Origin of the sequence: Bacillus sp. GC_Bacil_1 (assembly GCF_026540675.1) — a bacterium.
GTDB classification, from domain to species: domain Bacteria; phylum Bacillota; class Bacilli; order Bacillales; family Bacillaceae_G; genus Bacillus_A; species Bacillus_A cereus.
The window spans coordinates 151,197-171,317 of record NZ_JALNUG010000014.1; the positions used below are offsets into that span (position 1 = coordinate 151,197).

The following is a 20,121-nucleotide window of genomic DNA, read 5'->3' on the forward strand; positions in this document are numbered from 1 at the left end:
TTATAACTTACTTTTTACAAGAAACTATATTATAATAGAAGAGAGGTGAAACATATGGAGCATAATTCTTGTTTATGTCCAAAGTTTGAGTCAGCTTTTACTCTGCTTAGTAAGAAGTGGACTGGCTTAATTATTAAATCTTTGCTTGAAGAGTCGAAACGTTTTAGAGAAATCGCAGATATTATCCCAAATATGAGCGATCGTATGTTGTCAGAGCGTTTGAAGGAATTGGAAAGCGAGGGCATTGTAGTTCGTAATGTCTATCCAGAAGTACCAGTTCGAATCGAGTATGGCTTAACTGACAAGGGAAAAGCGTTAGAAAGTGTTATGGATGAGGTCCAAAATTGGGCTGAGAAATGGATGAAGTAGCATTTCATTTGTATTCGTATATTTAATAAAACGTAAGGGATTCCTTACGTTTTTTCTTTGTTTATAGAAGTAAGAAAAGTATGCAAATTTCTACACACACATACAAAAATATACGAATTTTGCGCTAGAGCTACATATAATATTACATTTGTTTTACAAAAACGTAACATTAGCAAAAAAAATCCCGAATTATGGTATAAATTTTATAGGTTATATACGGAAAAAGAAAAAAGAAAGCGGTGTAAAAAATAAAATGAAAAAGCTAAAAATGGCATCTTGCGCATTAGTTGCAGGGTTAATGTTTTCTGGGCTAACACCAAATGTATTTGCAGAAGATAAAATTTCTGACGTGAAATCACAAATTAATACACAAAATGACACTTTACATAAACAACAACAAGAACGTGATGAATTACAAAAGCAAATGAATGACTTAAACAAAACAATTCAAGGTTTAGATAAGTCTGTTCAAGAGAATGCTGCAAAACTTGATGAAACAACGAAAAAAGTTTCTGATACTGAGCAATTAATTGAAAAGAAAAATAAAGATATTGCAGAATTACAAACGAAGATTGCAAAACGTGAAGAGTTATTAAGAAAGCGTTTAGTTGCACTTCAAGAACAACCAAATACGAACGTTGTAACAGAAGTTCTTGTAAACTCTAAAAACGTTGCAGATTTAGTTGATCGTTTAACTTCTGTTTCTAAAATTCTTGAGTCTGATGAAGATATCATGAAAACACAGCAAGAAGACCAAGCTAGTGTGAAAAAAGATGTTGCAACGGTAAAAGAGAAACAAAAAGAATTAAAAGAAGCACAAGCTCAAATTGAAACTGCTAAGAAAGAACTTGACGCTGAAAAAGAGAAAAAAGCAACAGCGGTAAACGATTTAAGCGTTAAAATGGATACAGTTGTAACTACAATGACAAGTACGGAAAGCCAATTAAAAGAGCTTGAACAACAAGCATTAAAATTACAACAAATTGCTGAAAAAGAAGCGCAAGAAAAAGCTGCACAAGAAGCTGCTGCTCAAAAACAAGCAGAGCAAGCTGCTAAAGACGCGCAAGCTCAGCCAGCACAACAACCAGCGGCGGCTCAACCAGCACAAACGCAAGCTCAACCAGCAGCTCCAGCAAATAATGCTGTACAAGCTCCAAAAGAAGAACCTAAAAAAGAAGAGAAAAAAGCGACAGCTACTCCAGCTCCAGAAGTACCAGCTGACAACGGTGGCGGTAGACAGGATATTGTTTCAAAAGCTAAAGGTTTAGTAGGTCTAAAATACGTATGGGGTAGTGCGTCAATTTCAAACGGTGGTTTTGACTGCAGTGGTTTAATCTCTTACGTTTACGGTTTAGGTCGTCAAGATACTAGAAGCCTGTGGAGTTCTGTACAAAAGATTAGCGCATCTGAAGCGAAACCAGGAGATCTTATCTTCTTACAAGGTACATATAGAGAAGGTGTATCTCACGTTGGTATTTATATCGGTGGCGGTCAAATAATTCATGCTGCTGATGAGTCAACAGGTGTTACTTACGGTAGTGTAAATAGCTCTTACAACCAAAAACATTTCTTAGGTTACGGAAGATTATAGAATTATAATTCAATAAAAAACGTGTATAAAGTCGATAGCTTACTATTTTATAAGTAGGTTATCGGCTTTTTTGAGTTTTTACGGGATTTGAAGAAGGGTTTATAGTAGTGCTGGAGGTGATTGTCGATGCTACCGGGGAAACAGTTGCTATTAGACGAACTTTCTTCAGATTTACAGAGGGAATTAAATGATTTGAAAAAGAAGGGAGAGGTCGTGTGTGTACAAGGTGTAAAAAAGAAGGCTTCTAAAGATGTATGTCAGCGTTGTGGAAATATAGAACAGCGGCTATTTGCGTCGTTTTTATGTAAAAGGTGCAGTAAAGTGTGCACATATTGCCGGAAGTGTATAACGATGGGGAGGGTAAGTGAATGTGCTGTACTTGTTCGCGGGATTGCTGAAAGAAAGAGAGAAAAGAATTTAAATTTGTTACAGTGGGACGGGAAGTTGTCTACTGGTCAGAATCTGGCGGCACAAGGAGTTATAGAGGCTATTAAGCAAAAAGAATCATTTTTTATTTGGGCTGTATGCGGGGCTGGGAAAACAGAGATGTTGTTTTACGGTATTAACGAAGCGCTTCAAAAAGGAGAAAGAGTTTGTATCGCAACGCCGAGAACGGATGTTGTTCTGGAATTAGCACCGAGATTACAAGAAGTATTTCCATATATAAAGGTAGCGGCTTTATATGGAGGGAGTGTGGATAAAGAAAAAGATGCAGTACTAGTCGTTGCAACCACGCATCAATTATTGCGTTATTATAGGGCGTTTCATGTCATGGTTGTAGATGAGATAGATGCTTTTCCATATTGTGCAGATCAAATGTTACAGTACGCGGTAAAACAAGCGATGAAAGAAAGAGCGGCGCGTATTTATTTAACTGCGACTCCAGATGAAAAGTGGAAGCGAAAATTTAGAAGAGGTGAACAAAAAGGTGTTATTGTTTCTGGACGATATCACCGTCATCCTTTGCCAGTTCCTTTATTTTGTTGGTGCGGGAATTGGAAAAAAAGCCTCATTCATAAAAGAATTCCTCGAGTTTTACTACAGTGGTTACAAACGTACTTAAATAAAAAATATCCTATTTTTTTATTTGTTCCCCATGTGCGATATATAGAAGAGATAAGCCTGTTGTTAAAGTCATTAAACAAGCGAATTGAAGGTGTACATGCAGAAGATCCGGGTAGAAAAGAAAAAGTAGCGGCTTTCAGAAAAGGAGAAATCCCAGTATTAGTTACAACGACAATTTTAGAGCGAGGCGTAACAGTAAAAAATTTGCAAGTAGCGGTTTTAGGGGCGGAAGAAGAAATATTCTCAGAAAGTGCACTCGTACAAATTGCGGGCCGAGCAGGGCGGAGCTTTGAAGCACCGTATGGAGAGGTCGTTTATTTTCACTATGGTAAGACAGAGGCGATGGTGCGCGCGAAAAAACATATTCAAGGTATGAATAAAAATGCGAAAGAACAAGGATTGATCGATTAATGCATTGTTTACTTTGTGATGAGTGTTTTGTAGAAACGGTTAGTTGGTACAATTTTTTTGTAAAGTGTCATAGAAAATATATATGTGATAGATGTGAGCAGAAACTTTCCTATATTATAGGAGAAATTTGCATGGAGTGTGGGCGGCCTTTAGAATATGTACCTGCCTCATTTCAAGAAGACGGTATTTGTATAGATTGTCTAAGGTGGATGAAAGAGGCGAAGTATCGTTCTTTTAAAAACCGTTCGTTATATATGTATGATGATGAGATGAAAGAAATAGTAGCGCAGTTTAAGTTTCGGGGGGATGCAGAGTTAGTGCGCATTTTTTATCGTCCTTTTCGAAGTTTATTTCAAAAGTATTTTGCTAATGTTTCAACCGTTATCGCTGTTCCGCTTAGTAAGGAAAGGGAAGTTGAACGTGGTTTTAATCAAGCTGAGTTATTAGCAACTTGTTTACCTGTCAAAATTTCTTATCCATCATTAAGAAGAAGGGAAACAGAAAAGCAAAGTAAGAAGACACGTAAAGAAAGGGTGTCAGGAAGCAATCCTTTTTATTTTCAGGGAGAAGAGATGTTTTCTGGGCAACATATTTTACTCGTTGATGATGTGTATACGACTGGAATTACAGTTAGGCAAATCGGAAGTTTGTTATATGAAAGAGGGGCGAGGGAAGTATCTAGTTTGACACTTTGTAGAAGTTAATATGGCAGTGTCGAAAGGGATAATAAAAAGGCGATAAGTCTTCTTTGACTTCATATGTTGTCATTCGTTATAGTCAAAATATGGGGCGAATGCCCTGATTTTTAGAGTGAAGGGAATGGAATGAACATGCAAGGAAGAGTGAAATGGTTCAATGCAGAAAAGGGATTTGGGTTTATTGAGCGTGAAGATGGTGACGATGTATTTGTCCATTTTTCTGCTATTCAACAAGATGGGTATAAGTCATTAGAAGAAGGACAACAAGTAGAGTTTGACATTGTAGATGGAGCACGTGGACCACAAGCAGCTAATGTTGTGAAACTGTAGGGGATATTGTTTTGGGAAGAGAAAGCTGCGTTTGTGGCAACGTTATATATATGTAGTAGAACCTCTTGTTTTTCGCAAGGGGTTTTTTGTTATAGGGTAAGTTGTCAAAAAGTTGTTTCTTTTCTGTAACGAATTGTCCACAGTTATATTCGTTATTCACGATGTTAATAGGATAAAATAAAGATAGAAACGATGCATCTTTTCATTTCAACAAAAAACGATAAAAAAATCGCAATTCCACTAATTTTTTTAAAAAAGTTAGAAGGAGTTTTTAAGCCAGTGTCGAAATTATAGTACATAGGCTTGAAAGGAGGAATTCATCTATGAAATTCAACATTCGTGGTGAAAATATTGAAGTAACTCCAGCATTAAAGGAATATGTAGAGAAAAAACTAAGTAAGTTAGAGCGTTATTTTGATACATTCCCAGAGATTAAAGTTAATTTAAAAGTATACTCTGACAAGCAACGTGTCGAGGTAACAATACCATTTACTGATTTATTACTTCGTGCAGAAGAAACTAATAGCGATATGTACGCTGCTATCGATTTAGTAGTTGATAAACTTGAGCGACAAATTCGTAAACATAAAACAAAGGTAAATCGTAAGTTACGTGAGAAAGGTTCTGTGAAAACGAACTTTATCCTTCCAGAAGCAGTAGCTGTTCTGGATGCGGTAGAAGAGGATGAATTAGAACTTGTACGTACAAAACGATTCGATTTAAAACCGATGGACGTTGAAGAAGCGATCCTACAAATGGATATGCTAGGACATAATTTCTTCGTCTTCACAAATGCTGATACAAATGAAACTAATGTTGTATATGGCCGTAAAGATGGGAAATACGGTTTAATCGAAACTAAATAATAATTCAAAAGCGCAGCCGAAATGGCTGCGCTTTTTTGTATTGAGATTTTGAATGTGATTATCTCCATAAGTATGTACTTGTTAGGAGTATACTAATTTTGTTTAATTTAACAATATTTTATAATTGTAAATAAAATATTAAGTTTTCTGGAATCAATTGATAGTGTATTTTGCTTTTGTTATCTTTAAATTGCATTATATAGATTTACTTTGTTTCTTTAGTAAAAAAATAAAATCGATATAATGCTACAAATTATCGGAGGTGCTTTTAGTGAGCATTAAGAAAAAAAGTCGTTTTATGTTTGGATCTGTTTTATCGTTAGGTATTTTAGCTAGTACTTTTGCTTTAACCGAACCTGCTAAGGCTGATACAAAGGATGATCATGTAGAATTTACCTTTAGACTTTGGAATGCATATGATTTTACTAATGCACGTCCTAAAGAGACACCTACTTCTATGTATATGCGTGTAAAGAGTAGTGAGAAGGGCGGTGGTTCTTTTAACGTTTGGACAGAAGCTGATAAAAATAAAGGTAAAGGTAATAGAGATTGGGTAAATGTTTCAGGTGAGTCGGGTAAGCATGAAGGAACGGTGAAACCAGGTAAAACGTATCTTTTCCAAAATTACGCATATGAAAACTATGGAAAAAATGTACCTGTGAGATTTGGTGGTTATTCTAGAGAAAATAATGCTTATCCTACTGCTTGGAGTCCTGATAGTGTAAGACCGAGTGGACCTTACACTGAATATTGATTTAGAAATTATAAATTGAAATTATTTATTGTGTAGTACTAGAAAAAGTCGTATAGTTCCGAGTCTTGATTATACGGCTTTTCCTGCTATTTCATTTTTAAAATAGGAGGAGTTGTAATGAGGTTTATCTCAAGATATATTTTAGTTTGTTTTTTTATATTGAGTATTAGTTTCTTAGTTTCTTGTCAAAAGAAAGTAGATGAACCGATTGTAAATATTGAAGATACTTTAACGGAAAAAGATAATTTGAAAAGTATTCAGTTACAAGAAATTAAGAAAAATACTATTGTTGAACAAGTGTTTTTAAAAAGTGAAAATGGTCATGATTTCTTTCAAGGTCAAATAGAAAGAAATGATAGCTTAATAGAGGATAAGCTTTCAAATAAAAAATTAAAGTCAGGAGTTATACCAGAAAATTATTATGTTTTTTTAACGGGTGTGACGAATAAGAAAAAACCAACGTATCTTTTGGGACGGATTGAACAAATTGATGGAAAAATAATTCAGTGGAAACAAGAAGTTAAGAGTGTAAAAAGAAAAGGTACAAATGATGTTTATCAGTATGAAGTTGAGTTTCCTAAATTTGAAGGAGAGAGAGCAAATGTTTCTTTTCGTTACATTTGGTTAAATAAAGAAAATAAATGTTATGGTGTTGCGGATCAACTGTTCATATTAAAAAAGATTTAAATTTCATTAATGGTTTATGGAGGAGTTGTAGATGAGTTACTTTTTAGGAAGGATTTTAAAAGGTAGGATGTTTTGGTTGTCTGTATTTATTATGTTAGTAATTGTCATTGCTCAATATATTGCTATGTGTGTAACAACGAAAGGATTTAATGATGCTGGGATTATAAAGGTATCTCCATATTTATCTAACATTTTACATTTTAATAGATTACCATTTTATAGTGAATTTTATCTACTTATATTTCCTATGATTTCTGCAATGGCTGTAGCTGGGATTTATAGAATTGATAAAAATTATGGATTTATTTATCCTGTCATTTCTAAGATGGGAACGCGTCATTATTTTAGATTACTTTATTGTATTAATTTTATAGTATCTTTTTTTATTATAAGTGTCCCTTTACTATTTCATTTTTATTTATATGCGATGACTTATCCGACAGTTGCTCCGCATCCGATATTAAATTATATGGCGGCTACTGTTTCACCAACAGCTCAATTTAATACGGTTTATTATGAGTATCCTACTTTATATTTTCTAATGTATGTATTTTTAAATAGTTTATACGGTGCGGTTTTTTCGAGTTTGGCTTTATCAATTTCGTTTTTTATAAAACGAGTTTATTTTATTTATTTAGTTCCATTTGTTTTACATATTTTTTGGCTTGGTATTGGAAAAGGGATTCTCAATCCTAAAGATTATTTAATTAAAGATTTCGGCTTTTTTGAATTGCAAATTTTTCTTAGTGTCCTGTTATGTATTTGGTTTTGTTCTGTAGTTCTTTATTTACGGGGGAGTAGGAAGCATGTTCTTTTATAATGTAATGAAAGAAACTATAAGGATGAAATATGTTGGGTTAAGTATTCTCTTTTTACTTAATGTTAGTATCATTGGTTGCTTGTTCAATTATTTTGAACAGGGCATTGTAAAAGAAAAAATGAACGAATTAGAAACTTTGTATAAAGTTATGTCGTTTTATAATTTATCGACTATATTTATTCCTTTAACCATCGTTTTTTCTGTATATTCTATGTCGAATTTTTTTAGTGTTTATGTAGTTTATCGAGTGAATAATGCAATGAAATTAGTTTCTATATATTATTTGAAACTATTCGTTTTTGTTTGTTTTTTCGCTGGGAGTATGATTTTACAGTTATTTTTACTGTCAAATATGATGGCTGTAACTAGTGTTGATGTAAATTATCCATTATTATTTTGTATTCAATTATTTGCGAGTGTTTTTATATGTATGATAAGTGCTTTATTGCAATTATTTTTACCTAGTTTACTTGTAATAATATGTATGATTACTGCTGTTTTATTAGATAGATTTATATTACATGGATTTTTATTTACAAATGCTTTTTATATAAATGTGTTTGAAGATGCTACTGGTTTATTTATACGCTTATTTGGCTGTTTTTTTATCTTTTTTATAAGTGTATGGATTTTATCTAAAAAAAGTTATATTTCTATGAATGATGAGACAGAGGTGATCTAGTTTACATTATGATCTTATATTATTTGTTAAAAAGAGATTTACATGTAAGGTTTCGAGATTCCATCAAGATAATGGCTTTTTTATTCTTAATTTACGCTATTATTGCAATTGCTTTTTTATACAATCAGCCTCTTAGTAATGGTAAAGAATCTGTATTAGTAGATGTTACCTTTTATCGATTTTTTCATGGAGTAGACTTTGTGGATTTATCTTATTTTTATAAGGAGGGGCGATTTTCTATTCCTTTTTATTGGATATTCTTTCAAATCACTCCTTTGTTGCTTGTAGGGAATTTTGCTTTTTCAGATATTCAACAGAATGGTGTTTATTTATTTCCTCGTGTTAAGAAGAAGCGTTTTCTGTGGTTAACGAAAATGCTATCTTTGTTTTTTTACATAGTTTGTATTTGGGTTGTTATGTATTTTATTTGGTTTACGGTGTACTATTTGCTTACTTTTGGCGAGAGTTCTTTATATAGTCAATTTCCTTATAAGATATTAGGTACTATGCTAATTCAAATAATTATAAGCTTTTTATTAGCTTTGATTTTTGAGTTTTTAACGTTTTATATACCGATAACTATCGTTTTTGTACTAATGTTGTTGTACCTATTTTTGTCTATTTTCTTTCATAGTATTTATTTTTTAGGATCTTTTGTTATGCCAAATCGTTGGTATTTTGTTGATCACAGTTCAATTCAATTGACTTTAGGTAATAATCAATCTATTCAATGGAATGATTTACTTCTAATAGGAGTAGTAATTGTTGTTGTAATGATTTTATTAGGTAGTTTTTGTTTTAAAAAACTAGATGTGATAGGTGAATAATTTATGGACAATTATATTAAATGTGAATGTATGACGAAAAGATTAAAAGGAAATATTGTGTTAGATAATATTAGTTTGTCAGTAAAAAAAGGAGAGTTTTTAGTTTTGAAGGGGCATAATGGTTCTGGTAAAACAATGATTTTACGTGCTATATCAGGATTAATGCGTTTAAATTCTGGAGTTGTTTATATAGATAATGAAATGATTGGAAAACAAAAGCAATTCCCTGATTCTATGGGGATATTGATTGAATATCCAAGTTTTATTCCAGGGTATACCGGTTTTCAGAACTTGAAGTTTTTATCCTCGATTAACAATAAAATCTCTGATGAGGAAATTTATAATATTATTCAAAGGGTTGGACTTGATAAAACAGATAAGAGAAAGTATAAAAGATACTCTTTAGGTATGAAACAACGTTTAGGGATAGCGCAAGCTTTAATGGAACAACCAACACTATTGTTATTAGACGAGCCAACTAATGCTTTAGATAGTGATGGGATAAAAGATGTTTTAGATATTTTGGAAGTAGAAAAATCTAAAGGAACGACTATTATAGTAGCTAGTCATGATGTGCATGTCCTGGATAATGGTATAGTAGATCGCATTGTACATGTTAATAATGGAAAGTTGGTAGATTAAGAGTGACAAGAAATCATGTCTTAATAATCATTGGATTGTGTCTGTTACTATGTATATTTGCTAGTTTATTTAGATTTAAAACATTAAATCTAAATAATGAATCTTATAAAGTGGTAAAAGATGAATTTTTATCTAATAGAACTTTTGAAGATGGACAAGGAGTTACGTTTCATGCTCTTGATCCTCTTGATCCTACAAAAGTTTATGATCCTTATGAAGACCGTGAAGTAGTGACGTATGTTTTACCTTTAAATATTACAAATACAACAAATCGGGATATTAACTTGCTTAGTAATGAGTCTATTTCCGATACATTGTTTTATTCTAAAATAGGTGAGTTTTATAATGTAATTCCGTATGCAATGGAGTTACCTAAACAATATCAGTTTGATCCTGTAATACCTGCTGGTAAAACAGTACGAGGATATATAGGGACAAATTATTTTATAGGAGATGACCCTTATAAAAATTATAAAAACTTTTCAAATGAATCAACTAAGGTGAAATTTATTTCTTTTATGAAGGATAAGAAAGGGAAATATCATGAATTAGAAATACCAATAAATTAATAAAATTCGTGATTGATCCAGATATATTTTAAGGGTGTTTTTTGCTGTGGTTGAGTAGATCTTGCAACATAACAGTATCGTTTAAAGTCGGAGTTGTTTCGCAGGTGTAAGTATCTATGGATGCTGCACCTGCGGAATTTCCGGCTTTTTGTAATTGTTCATTTAAAACTAATAGATTTCCTTCGATTATCCTCTTTTAAAGGGGGATATTTAATACGAAATTTGCAATAGAGGGATGGAGAAAAGGCGTGTTAGTTTGTTAGAACAAATGAAATGAAAACTTTTTTTGAATATAAGGCCCGACATTCGGCCGATTGTTGTCATAGTTATAAGACAAGTGTTACAATTATCATTAGGTATATACATTTTAGTTTTTTTAATTAGGAGAAAAATTGGCATAACATACATTTGATTTTTACAACGACTGATTGTAATAGAGAAAAAGAAAAACAATCGGAAGTTTTATTTTAATAAAAGAGGAGCGTATTTCCTATGATCGGTATTTTAAAAAAGGTGTTTGATGTAAACCAACGCCAAATTAAACGTATGCAAAAGACAGTTGAGCAAATTGATGCATTAGAGTCATCTATTAAGCCACTAACTGATGAACAATTAAAAGGAAAGACGCTTGAATTTAAAGAACGTCTAACAAAAGGTGAAACAGTAGATGATCTACTACCTGAAGCTTTTGCAGTTGTTCGCGAAGCGGCAACTCGTGTTCTTGGAATGCGTCCATATGGCGTACAGTTAATGGGTGGTATTGCCTTACATGAAGGGAATATTTCTGAGATGAAAACGGGTGAAGGTAAAACGTTAACATCTACATTACCTGTATATTTAAATGCTTTAACAGGAAAAGGTGTTCACGTTGTTACAGTCAATGAATACTTAGCACAACGTGATGCGAACGAAATGGGACAACTTCATGAGTTCCTTGGCTTAACGGTAGGAATTAACTTAAATAGTATGTCACGCGAAGAGAAACAAGAGGCTTATGCTGCTGATATTACGTATAGCACAAATAATGAGCTTGGATTCGATTACTTACGTGATAACATGGTTTTATATAAAGAGCAGTGCGTTCAACGTCCACTTCACTTTGCTATTATCGATGAAGTCGATTCTATTTTAGTCGATGAAGCGCGTACGCCGCTTATTATTTCGGGACAAGCTCAAAAATCAACAGAGCTATACATGTTTGCAAATGCATTCGTTCGTACGTTAGAAAATGAAAAAGAGTATTCATTTGATGTGAAAACGAAAAATGTAATGTTAACAGAAGATGGTATTACGAAAGCAGAGAAAGCTTTCCATATTGAAAACTTATTCGATTTAAAACATGTAGCACTTCTTCACCATATTAATCAGGCGCTTCGTGCACACGTTGTTATGCATCGTGATACAGATTATGTTGTACAAGAGGGCGAAATCGTAATTGTAGACCAATTTACTGGTCGTCTTATGAAAGGTCGTCGCTATAGCGAAGGTTTGCACCAAGCGATTGAAGCAAAAGAAGGTGTAGAAATTCAAAATGAAAGTATGACGCTTGCAACAATTACGTTCCAGAACTATTTCCGTATGTATGAAAAGTTATCTGGTATGACTGGTACAGCGAAAACGGAAGAAGAAGAATTCCGTAGTATTTACAATATGAATGTTATCGTAATTCCAACAAACAAACCGATTATTCGTGATGATCGTGCCGATTTAATCTTTAAATCAATGGAAGGTAAGTTCAATGCAGTTGTTGAGGATATTGTGAATCGTCATAAACAAGGGCAACCTATTCTTGTAGGTACAGTTGCAATTGAAACTTCAGAGCTTATTTCAAAAATGTTAACGCGTAAAGGTGTACGTCATAACATTTTAAATGCGAAAAACCATGCGCGTGAAGCAGATATCATTGCAGAAGCTGGTATGAAAGGTGCTGTAACGATCGCAACGAATATGGCTGGTCGTGGTACAGATATCAAGCTTGGAGACGATGTGAAAATCTTCGGTCTAGCAGTTATCGGTACAGAACGTCATGAAAGCCGTCGTATTGATAATCAGTTACGTGGTCGTGCTGGTCGTCAAGGGGACCCTGGTGTGACGCAGTTCTACTTATCAATGGAAGATGAATTAATGCGCCGATTTGGTTCAGATAATATGAAAGCAATGATGGATCGTCTTGGTATGGATGATTCTCAGCCAATTGAAAGTAAAATGGTTTCTCGTGCGGTAGAGTCTGCACAAAAACGTGTTGAAGGAAATAACTATGATGCACGTAAGCAGTTATTACAATACGATGATGTACTTCGTCAGCAACGTGAAGTTATTTATAAGCAACGTCAAGAAGTAATGGAATCGGAAAACTTACGTGGCATTATTGAAGGTATGATGAAATCTACAGTAGAACGTGCTGTTGCGCTTCATACACAAGAGGAAATTGAAGAGGATTGGAACATTAAAGGTCTTGTTGACTACTTAAATACAAACCTTCTTCAAGAAGGAGACATAAAAGAAGAAGAATTACGTCGCCTTGCTCCTGAGGAAATGAGCGAACCGATTATCGCGAAATTAATAGAGCGTTATAATGACAAGGAAAAGCTTATGCCAGAAGAGCAAATGCGTGAGTTTGAGAAGGTTGTTGTATTCCGCGTTGTAGATACGAAATGGACAGAGCATATTGATGCGATGGATCACCTTCGTGAAGGTATTCATTTACGTGCTTACGGTCAAATTGATCCACTTCGTGAGTACCAAATGGAAGGATTCGCGATGTTCGAGTCAATGGTTGCTTCTATTGAAGAGGAAATTTCTCGTTACATTATGAAAGCTGAAATTGAACAAAACTTAGAACGTCAAGAAGTTGTTCAAGGTGAAGCTGTTCATCCATCTAGCGATGGCGAAGAAGCGAAGAAAAAGCCAGTTGTAAAAGGTGACCAAGTGGGCCGCAACGATTTATGTAAATGTGGTAGCGGTAAAAAATATAAAAACTGCTGTGGTATTGTTCAGTAATATAGGGCGGCAGCTTTGGTTGCTTTGCAAACTTTTATATCAAAAATGTATAATTAAGAAGATTTAAACTCTCTCCGTAATAAGTGGAGAGAGTTTCCCTTGTTTTCATACGAAAGTAACAGCAATTACATAGAGGTGAAGGAAATGGAATTAGTAGAAATTAGACAGGAATTAGAGAAAATGGCTAAGCGATTAGCGGCTTTTAGGGGGTCTCTTTGACCTCCCTACTAAGGAGAACCAAATTGCAGAATTAGAAGAAAAAATGATGGGCGCAGGATTTTGGGATGACCAACAAGGCGCACAAGTTGTAATTAATGAAGCGAATGCGTTAAAAGATATGGTTGGAAGTTTCCGTCAGTTAGATGAGACGTTCGAAAATTTAGAAGTAACGCATGAGCTTTTAAAAGAAGAATATGATGAAGATTTACATGAGGAATTAGAATCAGAAGTAAAAGGCTTAATTCAAGAAATGAATGAGTATGAGCTTCAGTTACTATTAAGTGACCCTTATGATAAAAATAATGCGATTTTAGAATTACATCCAGGTGCAGGTGGAACTGAGTCACAAGACTGGGGTTCTATGTTATTACGTATGTATACACGTTGGGCTGAAAAACGTGGATTTAAAGTAGAAACGGTTGACTATTTACCAGGTGATGAAGCTGGTATTAAGAGTGTAACTTTATTAATTAAAGGTCATAACGCTTACGGTTACTTAAAAGCAGAGAAAGGTGTACATCGTCTTGTACGTATTTCACCATTCGATTCTTCAGGTCGTCGTCATACATCGTTTGTATCTTGTGAAGTTGTACCAGAGTTCAATGATGAAGTTGAAATCGAAGTACGTACAGAAGATTTAAAAATTGATACGTACCGCGCAAGTGGAGCGGGTGGACAGCACGTAAATACGACAGATTCAGCAGTTCGTATTACACATACACCGACAAATACAGTTGTAACGTGTCAGTCAGAGCGTTCACAAATTAAAAACCGTGAGCATGCGATGAAGATGTTAAAAGCGAAATTATATCAAAAGAAACTAGAAGAGCAACAGGCACAATTAGATGAAATCCGTGGGGAACAAAAAGAAATCGGATGGGGTAGCCAAATCCGTTCTTACGTATTCCACCCGTATTCTCTTGTAAAAGACCACCGTACAAATACGGAGGTTGGTAACGTACAAGCAGTTATGGATGGAGAGATTGATCCATTTATTGATGCTTACTTACGTTCTCGCATCTAATAAGCGAAAAAAAGCCAACAAAATTGTTGGCGCATGCTGAGGATATAGAGGATATAAGGCATTTGATTTTATTTTTATAGATGAAGTAAAGAGGAAGAGAAGTTGGAAACGACAACTTCTCTTTTTGATGGGATTATATGTAGATTACAATGCTGTATATTGTTTTGTAAAAAGTAGAGAATAGTAAAATAGAGCGGTAATAGGGTGAAGGTTTATATAGAACTTTTCTAATTTTCCTTTTAAAAAGGATTCTTTATAGAAGTTTTTTAAATTGTTCACAGAATTGAAACAACTTATGAAAGCTTTATTTTATCAAGGTTCTCACTGTATTTTTGAGGAATATGAAATACACCTTAGTTTTTCTATATAAAGATAATGCTTATAATGAAAATGAGTGTGTTAGGAATAAAAAGAATATCAACAATGGGGAGCGATAGAAGTGAAAAAGAAATTGTTGGCTATTGCGCTAGGGACATCGGTTGTTTTTACTTTAGGAGCATGCGGAAATAAAGAAGAGAGTAAGTCTTCGAAACAGTCTGCAAGCACAGACAGCGCAGAACAAATTTTCCAAAGAAGTTGTGCTGGATGTCACGCAACAGATTTATCAGGGGCAACTGGACCTGATTTAAGAAAAGTGGGCGGTAAGTACGACGCCGCAGATATCGAAGAGATTATTAAAAAAGGCCGCGGTTCAATGTCACCAGGACTTATTCAAGGTGAAGATGCGAAAAAAGTATCTGAATGGTTAGCAGAACATAAATAAAAAAGGTGAAATGGACGAGTTGATAATATATTCAACTCGTTTTCCTTTTTCTGGAATGTAACATAACTGTAACAAAAATGTATCCAAATTGGAAACCGTTTGATGTTACAATGGGGTTTGTAGAATTTTGCTGAAATATATTACATAGAGTGGTATTGCTTATGAGAAAGCATAAGTAAACTACCTTCAACAAGGATGAATAAGTGAAAATGAAGGATGTCTTTTAGTTTCAGATGTACAGAAAAGTATTTCGAAAAAAATCATTAAGTATTGGGTGATAAATAATGATAAAAATGACGAATGTTTATAAGGAGTACCCGAATGGTATGAAAGCCATTGCTGGTCTTACAGTTAACATTAAACAAGGTGAATTCGTATACGTAGTTGGACCGAGTGGAGCCGGAAAATCTACATTTATTAAAATGATGTATCGTGAAGAGAAACCATCTACAGGATCTATTAATGTAAATGGACTTACTATCGAAACATTGGCAGAAAGAGACGTTCCGTATTTTCGTCGTCAATTAGGCGTAATTTTCCAAGATTTTAAATTGCTACCTAAATTAACGGTATATGAGAATGTTGCGTTTGCTTTAGAAGTAATTGAAGAAGAACCGGATGCAATTCGTGAGCGTGTAACAGAAGTTCTAGGTCTTGTAGGCCTTGAAGATCGTGCAGACGCACTTCCAAGTGAGCTTTCGGGCGGGGAGCAACAACGTGTGGCTATTGCAAGAGCAATTGTAAATAGACCAAAGGTTGTAATTGCCGATGAGCCAACAGGTAACTTAGATATTGAAACAGCTCTTGATATTATGAATATTTTTACTCGCATTAATGAGCGCGGCACAACGATCGTTATGGCGACGCATAATGCAGATATCGTAAATACAATCCGTCATCGTGTAATCGCGATTGAAGGCGGAAAAATTGTTCGAGATGAGATTGAGGGAGGATACGGATATGAAGGCTAAGACCCTTAGTCGACATTTGCGAGAAGGTGTAAAGAATCTATCACGTAACGGATGGATGACATTTGCTTCTGTTAGTGCAGTAACAGTTACATTATTACTTGTAGGTGTCTTTTTAACAGCGATTATGAATATGAACCATTTTGCGACGAAAGTAGAGCAAGATGTAGAGATTCGTGTACACATTGATCCAGCTGCAAAAGAAGCGGATCAAAAGAAATTAGAAGAAGATATGAGTAAGATTGCAAAAGTAGATTCTATTAAATATTCTTCTAAAGAAGAAGAGTTAAAACGTTTAATTAAAAGCTTAGGTGATAGTGGAAAAACGTTTGAGTTATTTGAACAAGATAACCCACTTAAAAACGTATTCGTTGTAAAAGCAAAAGAACCAACAGATACAGCGACAATCGCGAAGAAAGTTGAAAAAATGCAGTTTGTCAGTAATGTCCAGTACGGAAAAGGGCAAGTTGAACGATTATTTGATACTGTAAAAACTGGTCGTAACATTGGGATTGCGTTAATTGCTGGTCTTTTATTCACAGCGATGTTCTTAATCTCTAATACAATTAAAATTACAATTTATGCTCGTAGTACAGAAATTGAAATTATGAAACTTGTTGGTGCAACAAACTGGTTTATTCGTTGGCCATTCTTGCTAGAGGGATTATTCTTAGGAGTATTAGGATCAATTATTCCAATTGGCCTAATTCTAGTTACGTATAATTCGTTGCAAGGTGTGTTTAACGAAAAACTTGGCGGAACAATTTTCGAGCTTCTACCATACAGTCCTTTCGTATTCCAATTAGCTGGTTTACTAGTGTTAATCGGTGCTTTAATCGGTATGTGGGGAAGTGTAATGTCAATTCGTCGCTTCTTAAAAGTATAAAAAGTTGCAAACATAATTCGTACAAGCTTATCATATAGTAGAAATAGGTAAAGGCATCACACACTGTGTGATGCCTTTTGCTACACCACCTGTGTGTTTTGGAAAGGGGAATTCCGCATTGAAACGTAGAGTTGCAATTATTGGAATGGTTGTTGCATTTTTAATTGGTGCTGGCGGAATGTTTGCAGGCATGTCTGTATTTGGGGTTACCCCAGCAGAAGTAACGCAAACAATTTCTAGTGGGAATGCTAGCACTGCGCAAGGGAATTTGGCAAAAATTAATGAGGCGTATGCACTAATTGATTCACGTTATGTGGAAGACGTGAAAGATGAAAAGTTAGTTGAAGGTGCAATACAAGGTATGTTGTCTACGCTGAAGGACCCTTATTCCACGTATATGGATAAAGAAACAGCCAAACAGTTTAGTGAATCGCTTGATCCTGAATTAGAGGGGATTGGGGCTGAGGTGAACAAGACGGACGATAAGCTTATTATCGTATCGCCAATTAAAGGTTCACCAGCAGAAAAGATAGGAATTAAACCGAATGACCAAATTTTATCTGTAGATGGAAACAGTGTGAAAGACTTATCACGTGAAGAAGCGGTATTAAAAATTCGTGGTAAAAAGGGAACGACTGTCGCAATTGAAATTAAACGTGCGGGAGTAACTGATCCGATTGTATTTAAAATTAAGCGTGAAAAGATTCCAATCTTTACAGTGTTTAGTTCTGTGAAGCAAGAGAGTGGAAAAGATATCGGTTATATGCAAATCACTTCTTTTGCTGAAAATACAGCGAAGGAATTTAAGGATCAGTTAAAAGAGTTAGAGAAGAAAAATATAAAAGGCTTAGTTATTGACGTGCGTGGTAATCCTGGTGGCTATTTAAATAGTGTAGAAGATATACTAGGGGAAATTATGACGAATAAAAAGCCAATGCTACAAGTAGAGCAGCGAAATGGTGAGAAGAAGAAATTCTCTACGGAACTGAAAGAGAGAAAACCATATCCAATTTCAGTATTAATTGATAATGGAAGTGCTTCTGCTTCAGAGATTTTAGCGGGTGCGCTGAAAGAAGGAGAAGGATACGATTTAATTGGTGAAAAAACATTTGGTAAAGGTACTGTCCAGCAAGCTGTTCCATTTAAAGACGGCAGCAACATTAAATTAACAATGTTTAAATGGTTAACACCGGATGGGAACTGGATTCATAAAAAAGGAATCGCACCAACAGTAGAAGTGAAGCAACCAAATTATTATCATGCGACACCAATTCAAATTGAAAAAACACTTTCATACAATTCAAATGATGTACAAGTAAAACATGCTCAAGAAATGCTTAAGAGCTTAGGGTATGTACCAGGTCGTGAAGATGGATACTTTAGTAAAGAGACAGAATCGGCGCTGAAAGCATTCCAAAATGCGAATGAGATGGAAGCGACAGGACAGCTTGATAAAAAGACAGCTGAAGCGATTCAAACTAAAATTATCGAAAAAATCCGTTCTGGAGAAAATGATTTACAATTACAGTCAGCATTAAAGTTAATGGCAAAATAAGAAGAAATACAGGCAGTTTGCTGCCTGTATTTTTTTGTGTTAAACAAACGTTTGTTTAGTTGTGATAATATAAAAAGAAAGAATGATATAAATGGTGGTGAATGAGTTCGTGGAGGCGTGGATTTTTGAAATAATGCGGGCAGTTGGACGTTTTTTCTTACACCCTGCTGTCTATATATTTGTAATAAGTAGTATCTTCGTTGGATACTTACGTATGTTAAGAGAACGAAAAGATTTTTCTTTTAAAGTTTATGATATTTGGTTTGAACTGCGAACCTCTCTATTTGCAGGGATTGGATACGGATTAGTAGTATCTATTATTACGATTGGGCTTGGACTTGTTGTTTCTAAAGCAAGCTTATGGGCTATTTTAATTTGGACATTACTATTTGGATTAACGGCTATGTATCGATATTTATCGGCAGCTTATACATTTAGCATTGCGATTGTATGTGTTCTATTATCTTCTAAGCTACCAGTTTCCTTCTTACAGCTTCGAGAAGGTGAAGAGAATACCATCGTATCCCTTGCTATTTTACTAGGCGTTATGCTTATTGTAGAAGGCTTATTGATTTCTAAAAACGCGGTAGGATACTCTACACCGGAGATTAGGAAGGGGAAGCGTGGATTAAAGATTGGTTTACACGAATCAAAGCGTTTATGGATCGTTCCTATTTTTATTCTTGTACCGGGTGATGCGGTAACGCAGTTTATTTCATGGTGGCCTGTCGTTTCAATAGGTTCAAATACATATTCTCTATTCCTCGTTCCATTTTTAATTGGATTTATGAGAAAGATTAAAAGTTATGAGCCGACGGAAGCTTTATTATTTACAGGAAGACGTGTTTATGGATTAGCAGGACTTGTGCTCGTTTTAGGAATCGCAAGTTACTGGTGGCACGTACTTGCAATTATCGCGATGGGAGTCGCGATGCTTGGGCGTTTCACAATTTCGATGCAAGAGAAAATTGCCGATGAAACAAGACCAGCGTATTTTGCTGCACGCAATGATGGGCTCGTTGTACTAGATACAATTCCAAATACAATTGGAGCAGAGCTGAAATTACTGCCTGGAGAAATTATTACGAAAGTAAATGGAGTCATTCCAAAAAGCGCCGAGGAATTTTATGATGCGCTTCAAACGAAGACGACAGGAGCATTTTGTAAATTAGAAGTATTAGATACAAATGGTGAGCTTCGTCTTGCACAAACTGCATTATATGCTGGTGGACATCACGAATTAGGTATTGTATTCGTTGAACAGGAGCATGAGTGGGATTCGGAAGCGATGTAATAGAAGGAAAGGTATCACCTTGTGGTGATACTTTTTTGTTTTTGGGGCGGGGAAGGGTAGTTAGTAAATGAAATTTATATCGGCGATTTTCCGAATATATT

20 protein-coding genes are annotated in these 20,121 nt (G+C 34.8%); all 20 read left to right on the forward strand.

The genetic code is table 11. The features are described 5' to 3' along the window. Positions 1–54 precede the first annotated feature (54 nt). The 20 genes from OXT04_RS20965 (at position 55) to OXT04_RS21060 (ending at position 20,020) form a co-directional block, all read left to right on the forward strand. Positions 55–369 (forward strand): winged helix-turn-helix transcriptional regulator, encoded by a 315-nt coding sequence (locus OXT04_RS20965; protein WP_000400857.1) that lies wholly within the window; start codon positions 55–57, stop codon positions 367–369. Between the two features lie 148 nt (positions 370–517). Further along, positions 518–1,960 (forward strand): C40 family peptidase, encoded by a 1,443-nt coding sequence (locus tag OXT04_RS20970; RefSeq protein WP_141527845.1) that lies wholly within the window; start codon positions 518–520, stop codon positions 1,958–1,960. A gap of 126 nt (positions 1,961–2,086) precedes the next feature. After that, positions 2,087–3,436 carry an ATP-dependent helicase ComFA gene (gene comFA, locus OXT04_RS20975; protein ID WP_267417296.1) on the forward strand — a complete coding sequence of 450 codons (1,350 nt, stop codon included), beginning with the start codon at positions 2,087–2,089 and terminating at the stop codon, positions 3,434–3,436. Next, entirely contained in the window at positions 3,436–4,140 is a 705-nt protein-coding gene (locus OXT04_RS20980) for a ComFC family protein (RefSeq protein WP_071713846.1), read from the forward strand. The genes comFA and OXT04_RS20980 overlap by 1 nt, the downstream gene beginning before the upstream one ends. 126 nt (positions 4,141–4,266) lie before the next feature. Further along, complete coding sequence (cspC, locus tag OXT04_RS20985; protein ID WP_001990088.1) at positions 4,267–4,464, forward strand: cold shock protein CspC; 198 nt, start codon at positions 4,267–4,269, stop codon at positions 4,462–4,464. 323 nt (positions 4,465–4,787) lie between these two features. Next, entirely contained in the window at positions 4,788–5,330 is a 543-nt protein-coding gene (gene hpf / locus OXT04_RS20990) for a ribosome hibernation-promoting factor, HPF/YfiA family (RefSeq protein WP_000671193.1), read from the forward strand. Positions 5,331–5,601: 271 nt separating this feature from the next. Continuing rightward, complete coding sequence (locus OXT04_RS20995) at positions 5,602–6,084, forward strand: hypothetical protein (RefSeq protein ID WP_000023374.1); 483 nt, start codon at positions 5,602–5,604, stop codon at positions 6,082–6,084. A gap of 117 nt (positions 6,085–6,201) precedes the next feature. Further along, positions 6,202–6,771, forward strand: coding sequence for a hypothetical protein (locus OXT04_RS21000; RefSeq protein WP_001211060.1), 570 nt, complete (start codon positions 6,202–6,204; stop codon positions 6,769–6,771). A 31-nt stretch (positions 6,772–6,802) separates the two neighbouring features. Continuing rightward, a complete protein-coding gene (locus tag OXT04_RS21005) occupies positions 6,803–7,591 on the forward strand; it encodes a hypothetical protein (RefSeq protein WP_000120050.1) in 789 nt (262 codons plus the stop codon). Beyond that, positions 7,578–8,273: a hypothetical protein gene (locus OXT04_RS21010; RefSeq protein ID WP_086387107.1), complete on the forward strand. Its 696-nt coding sequence runs from the start codon at positions 7,578–7,580 to the stop codon at positions 8,271–8,273. The genes OXT04_RS21005 and OXT04_RS21010 overlap by 14 nt, the downstream gene beginning before the upstream one ends. 71 nt (positions 8,274–8,344) lie before the next feature. Beyond that, a complete protein-coding gene (locus OXT04_RS21015; protein WP_016513225.1) occupies positions 8,345–9,100 on the forward strand; it encodes a hypothetical protein in 756 nt (251 codons plus the stop codon). Between the two features lie 3 nt (positions 9,101–9,103). Continuing rightward, the gene (locus OXT04_RS21020; protein ID WP_000371029.1) at positions 9,104–9,742 is read left to right on the forward strand and encodes an ATP-binding cassette domain-containing protein; all 639 of its coding nucleotides are present in this window, start codon (positions 9,104–9,106) and stop codon (positions 9,740–9,742) included. A gap of 41 nt (positions 9,743–9,783) precedes the next feature. After that, positions 9,784–10,311, forward strand: a complete 528-nt coding sequence (locus OXT04_RS21025; protein ID WP_029948375.1) for a hypothetical protein — start codon at positions 9,784–9,786, stop codon at positions 10,309–10,311. Positions 10,312–10,803: 492 nt separating this feature from the next. Beyond that, entirely contained in the window at positions 10,804–13,311 is a 2,508-nt protein-coding gene (secA, locus tag OXT04_RS21030; RefSeq protein ID WP_000579372.1) for a preprotein translocase subunit SecA, read from the forward strand. 144 nt (positions 13,312–13,455) lie between these two features. Further along, positions 13,456–14,554 (forward strand): peptide chain release factor 2 gene (gene prfB / locus OXT04_RS21035; protein WP_096001455.1). Its coding sequence is split into 2 segments (ribosomal slippage): positions 13,456–13,527 and positions 13,529–14,554, totalling 1,098 coding nucleotides; the frame shifts between segments, so codons are not numbered across the junction. A gap of 439 nt (positions 14,555–14,993) precedes the next feature. Then, positions 14,994–15,317, forward strand: a complete 324-nt coding sequence (cccB, locus tag OXT04_RS21040) for a cytochrome c551 (protein WP_000727975.1) — start codon at positions 14,994–14,996, stop codon at positions 15,315–15,317. A 284-nt stretch (positions 15,318–15,601) separates the two neighbouring features. Further along, positions 15,602–16,288: a cell division ATP-binding protein FtsE gene (ftsE, locus tag OXT04_RS21045; RefSeq protein WP_000594319.1), complete on the forward strand. Its 687-nt coding sequence runs from the start codon at positions 15,602–15,604 to the stop codon at positions 16,286–16,288. Beyond that, positions 16,278–17,171 (forward strand): permease-like cell division protein FtsX, encoded by an 894-nt coding sequence (gene ftsX / locus OXT04_RS21050; protein WP_000645028.1) that lies wholly within the window; start codon positions 16,278–16,280, stop codon positions 17,169–17,171. The genes ftsE and ftsX overlap by 11 nt, the downstream gene beginning before the upstream one ends. Positions 17,172–17,289: 118 nt before the next feature. Beyond that, a complete protein-coding gene (locus tag OXT04_RS21055) occupies positions 17,290–18,726 on the forward strand; it encodes a S41 family peptidase (protein WP_000830318.1) in 1,437 nt (478 codons plus the stop codon). A gap of 91 nt (positions 18,727–18,817) precedes the next feature. Continuing rightward, on the forward strand, positions 18,818–20,020 hold the full coding sequence (locus OXT04_RS21060; protein WP_098256060.1) for a PDZ domain-containing protein: 1,203 nt from the start codon (positions 18,818–18,820) through the stop codon (positions 20,018–20,020). The last annotated feature ends 101 nt before the right edge of the window (positions 20,021–20,121 follow it).